Source organism: Pseudomonas putida, from assembly GCF_003228315.1.
GTDB classification, from domain to species: Bacteria; Pseudomonadota; Gammaproteobacteria; order Pseudomonadales; family Pseudomonadaceae; genus Aquipseudomonas; species Aquipseudomonas putida_S.
This window is the reverse complement of sequence record NZ_CP029693.1, coordinates 3,444,775-3,460,679: the sequence shown is the minus strand read 5'-3', so window position 1 is coordinate 3,460,679 and position 15,905 is coordinate 3,444,775. Positions and strand designations below refer to the sequence as shown.

The window sequence follows — 15,905 nt, the reverse complement described above, 5'->3', positions numbered from 1 at the left end:
TCTGACTGTAAGGCGGATAGGAACGAGTGAAGGATCCTACCAGCGTTGTAGACTGGCGGCATGGAAATGGGGGAGGGGCCTGATGGAACCGATACTGGAACTCGAAAGCGCGCGTCTGCTGATGCGCCAGTGGCGTGACCAGGATTTGCCGGAATTTGCCGAGATGTGTGCCGACCCACAGGTCATGCGCTATTTCCCGGCGCCCTTGAGCCGGCTGGAAAGCGCTTCATTGATCGGGCGAATCAGGGGCCATTTTGCCGAGCACGGCTTCGGCCTCTGGGCGCTGGAGCGCAAGGACACCGGTCAGTTCATCGGATTTACCGGCCTGGCCGTGGTCGGATTCGACGCGCCGTTTACTCCAGCCACCGAGATCGGCTGGCGCCTGGCGCGGGAACACTGGGGGCTGGGGTATGCCAGTGAAGCCGCCTGGACCGCTCTGCGTTGCGGGTTTGACCGGTTACCCCTGAACGAGATCGTCTCCTTCACCGCCGACAACAACCTGCCGTCGCAGAAAGTCATGCAGGCCATCGGAATGCATCACGACCCGCGCGATGACTTCGAACACCCCAGGCTCGAAGTCGGCCATCCCCTGCGTCATCACGTGCTCTATCGCATCAATCGTGAGCAGTGGCTGCAAACCTTGCATGGATAAGCTGACACGTACGTTTACAATGGCCCTCATGTTGGCCCGGGCCAGAATTTGAATCGACCGACGCAGCCACGACTGCGCGGCGTTGTGTTGAGTGAGGAGAGTCTGAATGAGCCAAGTGTTGGAAGATCTGGTGGACTTGCTGACCCTGGAATCGATCGAGGAAAACCTGTTCCGTGGCCGTAGCCAGGACCTGGGGTTTCGTCAGTTGTTCGGCGGTCAGGTGCTCGGCCAGTCGCTGTCGGCGGCCAGTCAGACCGTTGAAGAAACGCGCCATGTGCATTCGATGCATGGCTACTTCCTGCGTCCGGGCGATGCCGGCTTGCCGGTGGTGTATCAGGTTGACCGGGTTCGCGATGGCGGCAGTTTCAGCACGCGGCGGGTGACGGCGATCCAGAAGGGACACCCGATTTTTACCTGCAGCGCCTCCTTCCAGTACGACGAACAGGGCTTTGAGCACCAGTCGCAAATGCCGCAAGTGGTCGGCCCGGAAAACCTGCCGTCGGAACTGGAAATCACCCAGCAACGCGCGCACCTGATCCCGGAGAAGATGCGCGAAAAACTGCTCTGCCCGAAGCCGATCGAGTTTCGTCCGATCACCGAGAAAGATCCCTACAACCCGCAGCCGTCCGATCCGATCAAGTACGTCTGGTTTCGCGCCGACGGTGCCCTGGCCGACTCGCCGGCCCTGCATAAATACCTGCTGGCGTATGCCTCGGACTTCGGTCTGCTGACCACCTCGATGCAGCCCCATGGCAAATCGGTTTGGCACAAGGACATGCAGGTCGCCAGCCTCGACCATGCGCTGTGGTTCCACAAGGACCTGCGCGCCGATGACTGGCTGCTCTACGCGATGGACAGCCCGTGGGCGGGCAACTCCCGCGGGTTCTCCCGTGGCAGCGTGTTCAACCGCGCCGGGGAATTGGTGGCCTCGGTCACTCAGGAAGGCCTGATTCGCCATCGCAAGGATTGGGCATGAGCCTGGCCGACGTACGCCACTGGGTGTTCGACATGGACGGCACCCTGACCGTCGCCGTGCATGACTTCGCGGCGATTCGTGTCGCGCTGGCGATCCCGCCCGAAGACGACATACTCACGCACCTGGCCGCGCTGCCGGCCGAAGAAGCCGCGGCCAAACATGCATGGCTGCTGGAGCATGAGCGGGATCTGGCGTTAGGCTCAAAACCGGCGACGGGTGCCGTGGAACTGGTGCGTGATCTGGCCGCGCGCGGCTACCGACTGGGCATTCTCACGCGCAATGCCCGTGAGCTGGCGCATGTCACGCTGGAGGCCATTGGCCTGGCGGACTGCTTCGCGGTGGAGGACGTGCTCGGTCGCGATGAAGCGCCGCCCAAGCCGCATCCTGGTGGTCTGTTGAAACTGGCCGAAGCCTGGAATGTGCCAACCCGCGAGATGGTGATGGTGGGGGATTACCGCTTCGACCTGGATTGCGGGCGGGCGGCGGGGACGCGGACGGTGTTGGTCAATTTGCCGGATAACCCGTGGCCGGAATTGACGGATTGGCATGCACAGGATTGTGTTGAGTTGCGCAAAATGCTCTCGACTTGAGGGCATTGTTGTCTGGTTAACCGCTTTCGCGAGCAGGCTCGCTCCCACAGTTGATCGCATTCCATTGTGGGAGCGAGCCTGCTCGCGATGACGTCAGATCAAACACCTCAAATCTCACAGACCAAATAAAGCCTTCTGCCCCTCAGGCGAGGTCAACATTCCCTCACCGTTATGCCCCACCCCAGGCACTTCAATCAGCTGCTGATTCAACCCTTGCGGCGCCAGCCGCTTCAGGTAATCGAAATAAAAACGCCCGCGCGCGAGTCGATACGGACCCTGGGCTTTCGCTTCACAGCTCTTGTCCAGCGCCGGGTGATTGGGGTCGATGTCCTGCTGCCCCAGTAGATAAACGATGTCGCGCTTGAAGTATTTTTCCTGCAGCTGTGCGGCGGTTTGTCCTGCGGCGTAGGCGGGTAGTTCCGTCAGGCCGTACTTCCAGCGATTGAAGTCCGGGCAGGCGGCGTGATTGAACGCCACTGGCCGGCGTTCATCGAAATACGTGTAGGAAGACGGGTTGGCGATCACGTAGCGCAGTTGCACGCCAGCGGCTTCCAGCGCGGGTTGCTCATGGCCCAGCAGGGCGTAGCGCTGGACCACCTGGGCGCCGCCGGAATGACCGGCGATGACGATTTGCTTCACGTCCGGAAACTGCTGGCGATCACTTAGTCGGGCGATGATTTCATCCAGCGCATCAAAGGAGCTAAGACGAAACGGAGCAGTGGATTCACCGCCGGCCATCCACTCGTTGCCTTGCCAGCGCAACACCGTGTCGGCCACGGGATGCTGGGCGACATCCATTTCATTGAGAAACTGCGGAGCAATCACCAGCGTGGTTGCACTCTGTCCTGCCAGTTCGGCCGCGTGTTCGGCGCTTTGCAGGTAGGTCTGCGCATTGCGCGGGCGACCGTGGACGATGATCAGCACGCGTTCGATTTTGCTCGGAGCGGGGCTGATCCCCACGGCGATCTCGCCCGATTTCAACAACAGGCGTCCGGGACTGATTTCCTTCACCGCCTGCTCGGCAGCCCAGGTATTTGTGAAAGGGTTTGCACAGATCAACAGCAACACCAACAACCATTTTTTCATCTACAGATTTTTCGTCGCAAAGGTATCGCACTGGCCAACCTGGCCCTGGGCGAATCCGGTTTTGAACCAGCGCACCCGTTGCGCTGACGTACCATGGGTAAACGAGTCCGGCACCACGCGGCCCTGACCCTGTTGCTGCAAGCGATCGTCGCCAATGGCATTGGCGGCGTTCAGTGCTTCTTCGATGTCGCCCGGTTCCATCCAGTTCAAACGCTTCTGTGCATGGTTGGCCCAGACCCCGGCCAGACAGTCGGCCTGCAGTTCCTGACGGACCAGCAAGCCACCGTCACCCTCCATCTGCCGACCCTGTTGACGCGCCGTCTGAATCTTCGCCGAGACGCCGAGCAAGGTCTGCACATGGTGTCCGACTTCGTGAGCGATCACGTAGGCCTGGGCGAAGTCGCCGGCAGCGGCAAAGCGTTGCGACATCTCCTGGAAGAACGCCATGTCCAGGTAGACCTTCTGGTCCGCCGGGCAATAGAACGGACCGGTCGCCGAGGTGGCCAGGCCACAGGCCGAGTTGACCCGGTTACTGAACAGCACCAGGGTCGGGTCTTTGTATTGCCGGCCGCCCTGCTGGAATATCTCGCGCCAGGTGTCTTCGGTGTCGCCCAGGATCGAACGCACGAATTCGGCGCCTTCATCGTTGGCCGGCGGGGCCTTGCGGGTCTGGTTGCCGACCGGTGCCGTCTGCTGCATTTGCCCGGTGAGCTGGCCGAGAATCTGCAGGGGATCCTGTCCGGTGATCCAGCCGATGCCGACAATCAGAAGAATGGCTGTCAGGCTCAGGCCCTTGCCGCCACCGAAGCGCATCCCGCCACCGCCACCGCCAGTGTCATCGCCACGGGCATCGACCACGTTGTCACTGCGCCGGCCTTTTCTCCATAGCATGTGGGAATCCTCTTCTGTTCTGGATAAAGCTTGGTGCGATGAGTGTTGCTGCCAAGCAGGAGCGGCGCCAGTCCGGTCGTCAGACAGTCCAGGGCGCCGCAGGTTCGGCAGGGTGTGGGAGATGAGCTGTTTCGATGACGGGCGGGTACTACAGGTCGGTGGCGGCGAAGGTGTCGCATGCATCCGTTCGGCCAGTCTCAAAACCGGTTTTGAACCAGCTGACGCGTTGCTCCGAGGTGCCGTGGGCGAAGGTCCCTGGCTTGACGGAACCGTTTCGCAGACGTTGCAGGTTGTCGTCACCAAAGGTGGTGGCGGCATGCAGTGCGGCTTCGATATCGCCCGGTTCCAGCCAGTCCAGGCGTTGCTGCGCATGGTGCGCCCAGACGCCGGCCAGGCAATCGGCTTGCAACTCCCCACGCACTTCCAGTCCGCCATCACCGGTGACGGGCTTGTTGTCCTGCAAGGCTTGTTCGAGCAGCTCGGAAAGGCCCAGTTCCAGCTGCACGTGATGTCCGATCTCATGCGCGATGATGTACGCCCGCGCGAAGTCGCCCACCACGGCGTACTGCTGCTCCATCCTCGCGAAGAACTCCAGGTCGAGATAAACCTGTTTGTTGGCCGGGCAAAAGAAAGGTCCGCTGACGGATCCGGCGAAGCCACATCCTGACTTCACGGTGTTTTCAAACAGGGTCAGTGTGGGCGGGGCATAGACATGTCCCAATCGGCGAAACAGCATCTTCCAGGTGTCTTCGGTCTCACCCAATACGGATTGGACGAACTTCAGTTGCAGATCTTCGGAAGCCGGTGGGGCAAGCATTTCGAGGGGGACGAGTGGCATGTCACTCAGTGTCGAGTAAAGTCCTGCACCTGCCAGAGCAAGCGCAGCCAGTCTGGCGCCGAAGGTTTTCCCTGTGAGTGTGCGGGCATCCTTGCCCTTGCGTCTGTCATTGACGTTTTTACTGCGTCTGGCTTTGTTCCATAGCATGTTTGCGGTCCTTCATGGGTTGATGGGGCGGGTATCGCCCGGTCCATGAATAACCGCACTGAAAAAGCACGGTGGGATAAATGTGTAAGAAGTGGTGAGACCTCGGCCACCATGGCCGCTGACCGAGGTCTTTTCCCCGTTACTCGTCGAACGCGTCCCACACGGGCGCGAAATCAGGACTGACCTGGCGTTCGCGCTTGGAGATTCCTGCGATCAAGCGCCGATCCTCATCATCGAGTTGCACATCGAGCGCCGCGAGATTGGCCAATTGATTGGCCTCACTGCTCGCCTTGGGAATGGCAGCCACATTCGCCTGATCCAGCAGCCATTTGAGCGCGACCTGTGCCGGCAGCACGCCGTGTTTGGCGGCGATCTGTTGAATGACCGGCACCTCGGACACCTTGTTGCGTGCCAGTGGCGTGTAGGCCGTCAGGGCCATGTCGTGTCGGCGGGCGTAGTCCAGCAGGGCGTTTTGTCCGAGCAGTACGTGGTACTCGACCTGGATCGCTGACAGGGGAATGCCGAATTCCTCGACGACTTTGCGCAACAGCGGCAGCGGAAAATTCGCCACGCCGATGTTACGCGCAAGACCCTGTTCCTTGAACGACACCAGGGTGTCCAGCGTGCGCGGCAGATCCCAATCGGTGGTCGGCCAATGGATCATGAACAGGTCGACGTAATCGCTGCGCAATGCCTTGAGGCTGCGATCCATGGAGTGGCGCATGGCATCGGGTTGCAACTGGTCCCACCAGACCTTGGTCGTCACATGGATCTGGTCCCTTGGTGTCGGACTGTTCGCCAGCGCCTGACCGACCGCGTCCTCGTTGTTGTAGGCCGCTGCCGTATCGATGTGTCGATAACCCAGTGCCAGGGCCTGCTCCACCGCGCGGGTGCATTCCTCGCCCAGCATCGGCCAGGTGCCGAGGCCGAGTTTTGCCATGTTCAATCCCTGTGCATTAACGATGTGCTGCATGCTCGATCTCCTGTTCGTAAGCGGTAATGCCGGCAATGTGGCGGGCGGCGATGTAGCCGAAGGTCAGCGCCGGGCCGATGTTGATGCCGCCGGCCGGGTAGTGCCCACCCATGATGCTGGCCATGTCGCCGCCGGCGGCGTACAGCCCATTAATGACCTGGCCTGAGTCTTCCAGGACCTGGGCGTGTGGATTGACCTTGAGCCCGGCAAAGGTGCCAAAGCAGCCGGGCTGGACCTTCACGGCGTAGAACGGGCCTTTTTCGAGGGCGGCCACGCAGGGGTTCGGCTGCTGCAACGCATCACCCTGCTTGCGGTTGTAGGGCGTCGAACCCCGGCCGAATTGCGGATCTTCACCATGGCGCGCATGGCGGTTGTAGTCCGTCACGGTGGTGCGCAATCCCAGCGGATCGATACCGCACGCCTGCGCCAATTCCTCAAGGGTTTTACCGGTTTTCAGATAGCCGCTGCGGATAAAGGATGACAGCGGTACGGGAAACGGCCGGGAGATGCCCAGGCCATAACGCCGTTGAAAGTCGTGGTTGCAGATCAGCCAGGAGGCGACCTCTTCGCCTTCCGGCGCGGCGGCGACCATGGCGGTGACGTAGTCGTAGTAGCCGTTGGCTTCATTGACGAAGCGCTGGCCGTTACTCAACACGCCGATAATCCCGGGCTTGCCGCGCTCGATGATGTGGGGAAAGTGACCGATGCTGCCGTCGCTATGGGGTACTTGGGAAACCGGTGCCCAGGCGACGGGAGACTGCATGTCGGAATCGACTTTGGCGCCGACGCGTTCACCCAGCCGCAGACCATCGCCGGACACGCCCAATGGCGGCAGGGCAAGGTGTTCATGGCCGGTGGGCGTGCGCGGGAACAAGGCCTTGCGCCGCTCGATGTCATTGGCGAAGCCACCGGCCGCCAGCACTACGGCCTTGCGTGCGTTGATCCGCACCGAGCCCTTGGCGGTACTGACGACTGCGCCGCACACCCGGTCGTCTTCGCGCAGCAGATCGGTGACGGGGGCCGATTCCCAGAGCAACACGCCCAGATCCTCGGCGGACTTGGCCAGGCGTGCCACCAGCGCCACGCCGTTGACCAGTTGCATCGCCCGGCGATGGACGGCGAGGTCGAACAGATGACGGGTAAAGCGCCGGGTGACATGCCAGGCCGCGGACAGCGAGCGGGTCAGGTTGAGAAAGGCGCCGAGGTCCGCGCCGGCCATGATCGGCATGCCCATGAACGAGGTTTCGCGCATGGTTTTGCGCAGGCGCTTGAGCAACTTGCCGGCGTTTCTGGCGTCGTAGGGCGCGGCGATCACCGATCGTCCACCGGTGCCGGCGCCGGGCGTGTCGCCATGGATATCGGCAATGGCGTTGCCGTCGGCGAACTGCAGCGAGGTGTGCTGTTCGAAGAAGGCCACCATCCGTGGCCCGGCCTCTAGAAAGGCGTCGATCATCGGCTCGTTGAAGCGTTCGCCCAATTCGTGCCGCAGGTAAGTGCGTGGCAACTCCACGTCTTCGACGATCCCGGCGCGGCGGGCCAGTGGATTGCACGGCACCCAGGCCCAACCGCCGGACCAGGCCGTGGCGCCGCCGAACACCGGGTCTTTCTCGACGACGATGACTTTCAGGCCATGCCACGCCGCCGTCACCGCCGCCGACAAGCCGGCCGCGCCGGAGCCGACGATCAGTACATCGCAGTCTACGTCAGGCAGAAAGTGCGGTTCGGCAGGCATTGTCCGGGCTCCAGCGATTTAATTATTTTGGAATTTGATTCCAGAAAATATAGAAAGTGGTGCTGACGCGGGCAAGGGCAATAGCGCTAAAGCGGGCGGTTATCGGACGCTCAGTTCCAGATTTCGCGTTCTGTCGGTTGTCTTCTAGAATCGAGCAAATTTTGCCTGGAGACGCCCATGGCCGGCAGTCAGATCGAACGTGTTTTCAGTGTGCTCGAAAGCCTCACCAGCGACCCGCGCGGTCTGCCGATGCAGACCCTGGCCGAGCAACTGGACATCCCCAAAAGCGCCACCCACCGCCTGCTCGCCGAGCTGATTCGCCTGGGGTATGTGCGGCAGAATCCGGAGAACCTGCGCTATCACCTGTCGACCAAACTGGTGGCGATGGGCTTTCGTTACCTGTCCAGCAGTGGCGCCGATATCGTGCAGCCGGTGCTTGACCGTCTGGCCCAGGAAACCGGGGAACTGGTGCGCCTGGGCGTCATTGAGGGCGAGCGACAGACCTGGATCGCCAAGTCTCAGGGCGCCCGTTCCGGTCTGCGTTACGACCCGGACATGGGGCGCGATGCACCGCTGTTCTATACCGCTTCCGGCCACGCTTGGCTGGCGTGCATGAGCGATGCCGAGGCGTTGTCGCTGGTGGAGCGTCAGGGGACGGACCGGCCTCTGGAGCTGGGGCCGAACGCACCGCGCTCCAATATCGAACTGCTCGAACGCCTGCGCCTGGCGCGCGAGCAGGGCTACGCCTGTGTCGAGGAAAGTTCGGCGGTGGGCACTTCGGCGATTGCCGCGGTGGTGCGTCATCCGGGAGATGGACGGGTGATCGGCGTGCTGAGCATCGCCGGGCCGAGTGCGCGGATGCCGGGGGCGCGATTGCATGAGCTGGCGCCGTTGTTGTTGGAGTTTACCGATGAATTGTCGGCGGCGAGTGTGGCGTCGGAGTTGTTCGCCTGATCCTCATTCCCCTGTAGGAGCAAAGCTTGCTCGCGATGGCGGTTTAACGGTCGAAATCAATGTTGAATGTCACGCCGCTATCGCGAGCAAGCTTTGCTCCTACAGATGGTGTGCGTTGTTCGCACACTTTTGCGACTGGCTTGTGTAAGAATCTGGAACTCGGTTCTAAATTGTTGGAATTCATCCTTCCCACAACAAGCACAAGAGGACCATTTCATGAGTTCGCCCCTTCGCATCGCCCTCATCGGCGCTGGCAACATGGGTCAGCAGCACTATCGGCATCTGAAATCACTGGAGGACGCCACCTTGTGCGCGGTGGCCGATCCCGGCCCGCAGTCGGCGGACATCGCAGCGCAATGGGGTGTAGCGCATTTCACCGATCACCGTCAGATGCTGGAGCAGGCAAGGCCAGACGCGGTCATCGTCGCCAATCCGAACAATCTGCATGTCAGCACCGCGCTCGATTGCCAGGCGGCCGGGATACCGGTGTTGCTGGAAAAACCGGTGGGCGTACACATGGACGAAGTCCGTGAACTGGTGGCCGCCGTGAAGAACACCGGAGTGCCTGTGCTGGTGGGTCATCATCGTCGGCATAACCCGCTGATCGTCCGTGCCCATGAACTGGTGCACAGCGGTGCCCTCGGTCGCTTGACCACGGTCACGGCGCTCTGGCAGTTGCGCAAGCCCGATAGTTATTTCGAAACCCCGTGGCGTCGTGAGACCGGGGCAGGGATGTTGCTGACCAACCTCATCCACGACCTCGACCTGTTGCGCCATTTGTGCGGTGAAGTGCGTCAGGTGCAGGCCATCACCAGCAACGCGATTCGTGGGTTTGCCAATGAGGATTGCGCGGCGGTGCTGTTGCAGTTCGACAATGGCGCGCTGGGTAGCCTGACCGGTTCTGATGCGGTGGCAGCGCCCTGGAGTTGGGAGCTGGATTCGGGGGAGAACCCGGTGTATCCGCGTCAGGCCGACCAGCCGTGCTATCTGTTGGCCGGGACCGGCGGGGCGCTGAGCATTCCGCAACTCAAGCGTTGGCACTACACCGAAGCCGATGGTGGCTGGCACGAACCGTTGCTGGCGACCCGGGAAAGCTTCACTGCCGATGAAGCTCTGCGTGTGCAGTTGCAGCACTTCGTGCGCGTTGCGCGTCGGGAGGTCGAGCCGCTGGTGAGCGTCGCCGATGCGGCACGCACGCTGGCGCTCATCGAAGCCATTCGCGAAGCCGCCGAAACCGGCCGTGCTTGCGCGCCATCGCTGATCGAGGGCTGAGCATGAGCGAACGTATCTTTTCCCTGGCCAGCCTGACGGTGCTGGAGTTGTCACCGCCTGAGATGGTCGAGGTGGCGGCCCGGGCCGGTTACAGTCATGTCGGCCTGCGACTGGTGCCGGCGACACCGGAAGAACATCACTTCGCATTGGTGGCCGACGCGGACTTGCGGCGCCAGACTCTGGCGCGTTTGCGGGACACCGGCATCCGTGTGCTGGACGTGGAAATCCTGCGGCTGAAGCCGGACACCGTCGTCGCCGATTTCGAGAAAGTGCTGGCGGTCGGTGCCGAATTCGGCGCGAGTGAATTGCTGGTGGCCGGTAACGATTCTGACGAACAACGCATGACGCAAAACTTCGGCGAACTTTGTGATCTGGCGGCGTCTTATGGACTGCATCCGCATCTGGAGTTCATGCCCTGGACCGATGCGCGCGATCTTGCGCAAGCCGTGCGCATCGTCGAGGGCGCCGGGCGCGAAAATGGTGCAGTGCTGGTGGATGCGTTTCACTTCGACCGCTCAGGTTCGCGGCTGGAAGATCTGGCCAGGGTCGCCCCGTCACGGTTACGGTATGCGCAGTTGTGTGATGTCGCGGGGCCAAGGCCTGCGGACATGGCCGAGATCTTGCGTCAGGCGCGCAACGAGCGACGTTTTCCCGGCGAGGGCGATTGTGATTTGCCGGGGTTGCTGCGCTGTTTGCCGGCTAACATTCCACTGAGCCTGGAAATTCCCACGGTGCAACTGCTGGAGCAGGGTGTGAGTGGGTTGGACCGGGCGCGGATGGCGTTGGACAAGACCCGGGATTTGTTGGCGCGGCTGTAATCGGTGCTGCGCACTGTTCACCTGTAGGAGCGAGCCTGCTCGCGATGGGCTCAAGAACACCGCGGGGAACCAGATTCCCCGCGTTTTCGTTGACGACCATCGCGAGCAGGCTCGCTCCTACAGATTCAAGATGTAAATAAAGGAACCCCAATGACCGTCAGCACCCCGCTTTCCGGCGTCAATCAGCCCTTCAAGGGGATTCTGCTGATCGTTGTCGCAACCTTCCTGTTCTCCAGCCATGACGCCTTCTCCAAATACCTGTCCGGGTTCTATCCGATTGTCATGGTGGTGTGGGCGCGCTACGTGGTTCACACCCTGTTGATGGCCGGGATTTTCCTGCCGCAATCCGGGCTGCGGGTGCTGCGCACCAAGCGTCCGCTGCTGCAGGTGATCCGGGCGCTGTGCCTGCTGGGTACCAGCCTGTTTTTCACCACGGGACTGATGTATATCCCGCTGGCCGAAGCCACGTCGGTCAACTTCCTGGCGCCGGTGCTGGTCACCGCGCTATCGGTGCCGCTGCTCAAGGAGCGGGTGACGCGGGGGCAATGGCTGGCGGTGATTTGCGGTTTCAGCGGGGTGCTGATCATCGTCCACCCCGGTGGTGAGTTGTTCACCCCGGCGGTGTTGCTTCCGTTCTGCTCGGCGCTGTTTTTCTGCTTCTATCAGCTGCTGACGCGCAAGCTCAGCGAGATCGACAGCCCGACCACCAGTAATTTTTTCGCCGGGTTGTGCAACACCCTGGTCATGAGTGCGCTGGTGCCGTTCTTCTGGAAGGTGCCGACGCTGGGCCATGGCGCGATGATGCTGGCGCTGGGGGCCTGCGGGATGACGGCGCACCTGTTCCTGACCCAGGCCTTCCGCCATGCGGCGCCGGCCTTGCTGGCGCCGTTCAGTTATTGCCAGATCGTGTTTGCCGGGCTGCTGGGCTGGTTACTGTTTTCCCATACGCCGACCCTGACCACCGTGATCGGTATCGCCGTGATCTGTTGCAGCGGGCTGGCGGCGGCGTGGCAGCAGAGCCGTAAATAAAGAGGCACCAGCAAAACAACTGTAGGAGCGAGCCTGCTCGCGATGGCGATCAGTCAGACAACACCAGTGTTGAATGACAGTCCGCTATCGCGAGCAGGCTCGCTCCTACAGTGGGTATTGCGCTGAACGTTATTCGGTGACGTTCGGGATCTTGCGCGGTGCCATGAAGTACAGCCAGGTCAGTGCGATGAAGTACATCGCCGGAATCAGTGTGAACAGCACGGTGTAGTTGTTGTTGGTGACGGTCAGGATGTGGCCGACCAACTGGGTCATGAACATCCCGCCAATCGCGGCGCACATGCCGCCGAAACCGAACACCGTGCTCATCATGTGCTTGGGCGTGTAGTCCATCACCAGGCTCCAGATGTTGGCAGTCCAGGCCTGGTGCGCACCGATCGCCAGGGAAATCGCGAACACCGCCACCCACAGGTTGCTGGAACCGGCCGCGATGATCACGCCGATGATGCAGCAGGCGAACAGCAGCATGGACATCAGGCGCGCCTTGATCGGGTTGACGCCGCGGCCAATCAGGAACGAAGACAGGATCCCGCCGCCGACACTGCCGAAGTCGGCGGTGAGGTAAATGATGATCAGCGGAATGCCCATCTGGGTCACGTTGATGCCCAGGCTGTATTGCTGATTGAGGAACGGTGGCAGCCAGTACAGGTAGAACCAGAACACCGGCGCGGTCATCGAATAGGCGAGGGCGAAGGCCCAGGTGCCGCGCATGCGCAGGATTTTCGAGAAGGGTACGCGAACCTGCTCCGGTTCGACTTCGTTCTGGATGTAGTCCAGCTCCGATTTTTTAACGCTTGGGTGGTCTTCCGGGTTGAAGTACTTCAGTGCCCAGCACACCAGCCAGATACCGCCCAGTGCCGACATGCACAGGAACGCGGCCTGCCAGCCCCACGCATGCAGGATCAGTGGCAGCAGCATTGGCGTGAACATCGCGCCGACGTTGGTCCCGGCGTTGAAGATGCCGGTGGCCACGGCGCGTTCTCCGGCCGGGAACCACAGGCGCGTGGTTTTCACACAGGCCGGATAGTTGGCGGCTTCGGTCAGGCCGAGGATGAAACGGCAGACCATGAAGCCGGCCGCCGAGGTGGCCAGACCGTGGGCGCCGGTGGCCAGGCTCCAGAGCAGCACCGCGCAGAAGAACACGCGCTTGACGCCGACGCGGTCGATCAGCCGGCCTTGCAGCACGAAACCGATGGCGTAGCCGACCTGGAACCAGAAATTGATGTTGGCGTAGTCCATCGCCGTCCAGCTCATTTCCTTGGCGAGGATCGGCTGCATGACGCCGAGGGCGGCGCGGTCGATGTAGTTCAGGGTGGTGGCGAAGAACACCAGCGCCAGCATGCCCCAACGGGTTTTGCCGACGGCCATGGCGCCACGGATTTTGTCACCGATGCCGCCAGTGGCGACGCTCATGGCCGGGGCCATGCGAGAGCTTTGAGTAGGGTTCATCTGGGCCATCCGTTCAATGACTGACAAGCGAAGCTCGTCGGGACTTCAAGGGCACGTGATCAATCGATGGCGGTGGGCACAGGACTGATCGGCTGGTTTCGTCGACTGACGGGTTATTCAGCGAGCGGCACGGTGATGCCGGCGGCGTGCAGGGTTCGGATGGACGCCAGGCAGGGCGTAATGACGGTGGTTCGAGTGAACAAGGCGTTGAATGAGCACATGAGTGTTTACCCGTTTTTTGAAATTTTTATGTGGTGTTCTGGGTCTGGTTACCTGAGGTCGGCGGTTTGAAACCGGCCTCAATGTGGTGTTGATGTTGCGCAGTGAACAAAAAATCGTCAATTCGCCAAGGGTCATTTTGTTCGATAATCGAACACAAAACTAACCGGGTAGTACACTTTAAATTGCTGTGTGCGATCGCGCAGCCAATAATTCATTCCAGATAAACGCGATCCCTGTAGGAGCACGGCTTGCCGGCGATGGCGTCAGCAAGATCGCCATCGCCGGCAAGCCGTGCTCCTACAGGGGTTGTATGCAATGCCCCTAACAAGATTGCCTCCACCACCGGGAGCCGAACCATGCAGCGTTCCATTGCCACCGTATCCCTGAGCGGTACCCTGCCGGAAAAACTCGAAGCCATTGCCGCCGCCGGCTTCGATGGCGTCGAGATTTTCGAGAACGACCTTCTCTACTACGACGGCAGCCCGCGGGAAATCAAACAGATGTGCGCCGATCTCGGGATCGCCATCACCCTGTTTCAACCGTTCCGGGATTTCGAAGGCTGCCGTCGCGACCGTCTGTCGCGCAATCTGGAGCGCGCCGAGCGCAAGTTCGACCTGATGCAGGAATTGGGCACCGACCTGGTGCTGGTGTGCAGCAACGCCTCGGCGGACTCGCTGGGTGATGAACAAATTTTAGTCGATGATCTGCGTCTGCTGGCCGAACGTGCCGGCGCGCGCGGCTTGCGCATCGGCTATGAGGCACTGGCCTGGGGCCGGCATGTGAACACGTATCAACAGGTGTGGAACATCGTCCGTCAGGCCGATCATCCGAGCCTGGGTGTGTTGCTGGACAGCTTTCATACACTGTCGCTAAAGGGCGACCCGAGTGCCATCGCCGAGATCCCCGGCGACAAAATCTTCTTCGTGCAAATGGCCGACGCGCCGATCCTGGCCATGGACGTGCTGGAGTGGAGCCGGCATTTCCGCTGCTTCCCGGGGCAAGGCGAGTTCGACCTGCCGGGCTTCCTCGCGCCGATCATCAAGAGTGGCTACACCGGGCCGTTGTCGCTGGAAATCTTCAACGACGGATTCCGCGCCGCGCCGCCACGGGCCAACGCCGCCGACGGTTTGCGTTCCTTGCTGTACCTGGAGGAAAAAACCCGCCAGCGTCTGGAGCAAGAGGCCAACCCGCCGGCCAATCGCGAAATCCTGTTCGAAACGCCCACTGCCAGCGAATACAACGGCGTCGAGTTCCTTGAGTTCGCCGTGGACGAAACTCTGGGCGCCAAACTCTCCCATTGGCTGGAACGCCTGGGGTTCGCCAAGGCCGGCCAGCATCGCTCCAAGAGCGTCAGTCTGCTGCGCCAAGGCGATATCAACCTGATCCTCAACTCCGAGCCTTATTCGTTCGGTCACAGTTTCTTCGAGGCCCACGGTCCATCACTGTGCGCCACCGCCGTGCGGGTCAAGGACAGTGCCAGCGCCCTGGCCCGGGCCGTGGCCTATAAGGGCCAGCCTTATCGCGGGCTGGTCGGCCCGAACGAACTGGAACTCGCCGCCGTGCGTGCGCCGGATGGCAGCCTGATTTACCTGGTGGACCAGGACGCCGACGTTTACGGCACCGACTTCAACCTGCTGCCGGACGCACAGACCAACGGTGGACTGAAGCGTATCGACCACATGGCCATGGCGCTGCCCGCCGACAGCCTCGACAGCTGGGTGCTGTTCTACAAGAGCCTGCTGGATTTCGAGGCCGATGACGAAGTGGTGCTGCCCGACCCCTATGGCCTGGTGAAAAGTCGGGCCCTGCGCAGCCGGGACAGTTCGATCCGCCTGCCGCTGAACATTTCCGAGAACCGCAACACCGCGATCTCACATGCCTTGTCGAGTTATCGCGGCTCCGGCGTGCATCACATCGCTTTCGATTGCGACGATATCTTTGCCCAGGTCAGCCGGGCGAAAGAAGCGGGGGTCCCGCTGCTGGATATCCCGCTCAACTACTACGATGACCTGGCGGCGCGTTTCGATTTCGACGACGAGTTTCTCAGCGAACTGGCCTATTACAACGTGTTGTACGACCGTGATGCCCAAGGCGGCGAGTTGTTTCACGTGTACACCGAGCCGTTCGAAGGGCGCTTCTTCTTTGAGATCATCCAGCGCAAGAACGGCTATGCCGGTTACGGTGCGGCGAACGTGGCGGTGCGCCTGGCGGCCATGGCCAAATCACGAAGTGGCGCCGTCCGTCAGGCAAAGTTGTAG

General features: G+C 61.5%; 14 protein-coding genes. 8 read left to right on the top strand and 6 right to left on the bottom strand.

What is annotated here, in order from left to right; all coding sequences use genetic code 11:
- Nucleotides 1–82: 82 nt before the first annotated feature.
- The 3 genes from DKY63_RS16120 (at nucleotide 83) to DKY63_RS16110 (ending at nucleotide 2,218) form a co-directional block, all read left to right on the top strand.
- On the top strand, nucleotides 83–652 hold the full coding sequence (locus DKY63_RS16120; protein ID WP_110965004.1) for a GNAT family N-acetyltransferase: 570 nt from the start codon (nucleotides 83–85) through the stop codon (nucleotides 650–652).
- Nucleotides 653–758: 106 nt separating this feature from the next.
- Complete coding sequence (gene tesB, locus DKY63_RS16115) at nucleotides 759–1,628, top strand: acyl-CoA thioesterase II (protein WP_110965003.1); 870 nt, start codon at nucleotides 759–761, stop codon at nucleotides 1,626–1,628.
- Entirely contained in the window at nucleotides 1,625–2,218 is a 594-nt protein-coding gene (locus DKY63_RS16110) for an HAD family hydrolase (protein WP_110965002.1), read from the top strand. Before tesB ends, DKY63_RS16110 begins: the two co-directional genes overlap by 4 nt.
- 114 nt (nucleotides 2,219–2,332) lie before the next feature.
- Here DKY63_RS16110 and DKY63_RS16105 read toward each other — a convergent pair whose 3' ends face one another.
- From DKY63_RS16105 to DKY63_RS16085, 5 genes are all read right to left on the bottom strand, one after another.
- Entirely contained in the window at nucleotides 2,333–3,304 is a 972-nt protein-coding gene (locus tag DKY63_RS16105; RefSeq protein ID WP_110965001.1) for an alpha/beta fold hydrolase, read from the bottom strand.
- The gene (ypfJ, locus tag DKY63_RS16100; RefSeq protein WP_110965000.1) at nucleotides 3,305–4,195 is read right to left on the bottom strand and encodes a KPN_02809 family neutral zinc metallopeptidase; all 891 of its coding nucleotides are present in this window, start codon (nucleotides 4,193–4,195) and stop codon (nucleotides 3,305–3,307) included. It lies immediately after the preceding gene.
- Between the two features lie 148 nt (nucleotides 4,196–4,343).
- Nucleotides 4,344–5,180 carry a KPN_02809 family neutral zinc metallopeptidase gene (ypfJ, locus tag DKY63_RS16095; RefSeq protein WP_110964999.1) on the bottom strand — a complete coding sequence of 279 codons (837 nt, stop codon included), beginning with the start codon at nucleotides 5,178–5,180 and terminating at the stop codon, nucleotides 4,344–4,346.
- 139 nt (nucleotides 5,181–5,319) lie between these two features.
- Nucleotides 5,320–6,153, bottom strand: a complete 834-nt coding sequence (locus DKY63_RS16090; RefSeq protein ID WP_110964998.1) for an aldo/keto reductase — start codon at nucleotides 6,151–6,153, stop codon at nucleotides 5,320–5,322.
- Nucleotides 6,137–7,885, bottom strand: a complete 1,749-nt coding sequence (locus DKY63_RS16085; protein WP_110964997.1) for an FAD-dependent oxidoreductase — start codon at nucleotides 7,883–7,885, stop codon at nucleotides 6,137–6,139. Before DKY63_RS16085 ends, DKY63_RS16090 begins: the two co-directional genes overlap by 17 nt.
- A gap of 177 nt (nucleotides 7,886–8,062) precedes the next feature.
- Between DKY63_RS16085 and DKY63_RS16080 the strand changes: the two genes are divergently transcribed.
- The 4 genes from DKY63_RS16080 to DKY63_RS16065 all read left to right on the top strand — a co-directional run bounded on the left by DKY63_RS16080 (nucleotide 8,063) and on the right by DKY63_RS16065 (nucleotide 11,958).
- Nucleotides 8,063–8,839, top strand: coding sequence for an IclR family transcriptional regulator (locus tag DKY63_RS16080; RefSeq protein ID WP_110964996.1), 777 nt, complete (start codon nucleotides 8,063–8,065; stop codon nucleotides 8,837–8,839).
- A 216-nt stretch (nucleotides 8,840–9,055) separates the two neighbouring features.
- Entirely contained in the window at nucleotides 9,056–10,111 is a 1,056-nt protein-coding gene (locus DKY63_RS16075; RefSeq protein ID WP_110964995.1) for a Gfo/Idh/MocA family protein, read from the top strand.
- A gap of 2 nt (nucleotides 10,112–10,113) precedes the next feature.
- Entirely contained in the window at nucleotides 10,114–10,929 is an 816-nt protein-coding gene (locus tag DKY63_RS16070) for a sugar phosphate isomerase/epimerase family protein (protein WP_110964994.1), read from the top strand.
- A gap of 150 nt (nucleotides 10,930–11,079) precedes the next feature.
- On the top strand, nucleotides 11,080–11,958 hold the full coding sequence (locus tag DKY63_RS16065; protein WP_110964993.1) for a DMT family transporter: 879 nt from the start codon (nucleotides 11,080–11,082) through the stop codon (nucleotides 11,956–11,958).
- A 129-nt stretch (nucleotides 11,959–12,087) separates the two neighbouring features.
- On the opposite strand, the gene DKY63_RS16060 is transcribed toward DKY63_RS16065, so the two are convergent.
- Nucleotides 12,088–13,425 carry an MFS transporter gene (locus DKY63_RS16060; RefSeq protein ID WP_110964992.1) on the bottom strand — a complete coding sequence of 446 codons (1,338 nt, stop codon included), beginning with the start codon at nucleotides 13,423–13,425 and terminating at the stop codon, nucleotides 12,088–12,090.
- 578 nt (nucleotides 13,426–14,003) lie between these two features.
- Here DKY63_RS16060 and quiC point away from each other — a divergent pair.
- Nucleotides 14,004–15,905 carry a 3-dehydroshikimate dehydratase QuiC gene (gene quiC, locus DKY63_RS16050; protein WP_110964990.1) on the top strand — a complete coding sequence of 634 codons (1,902 nt, stop codon included), beginning with the start codon at nucleotides 14,004–14,006 and terminating at the stop codon, nucleotides 15,903–15,905.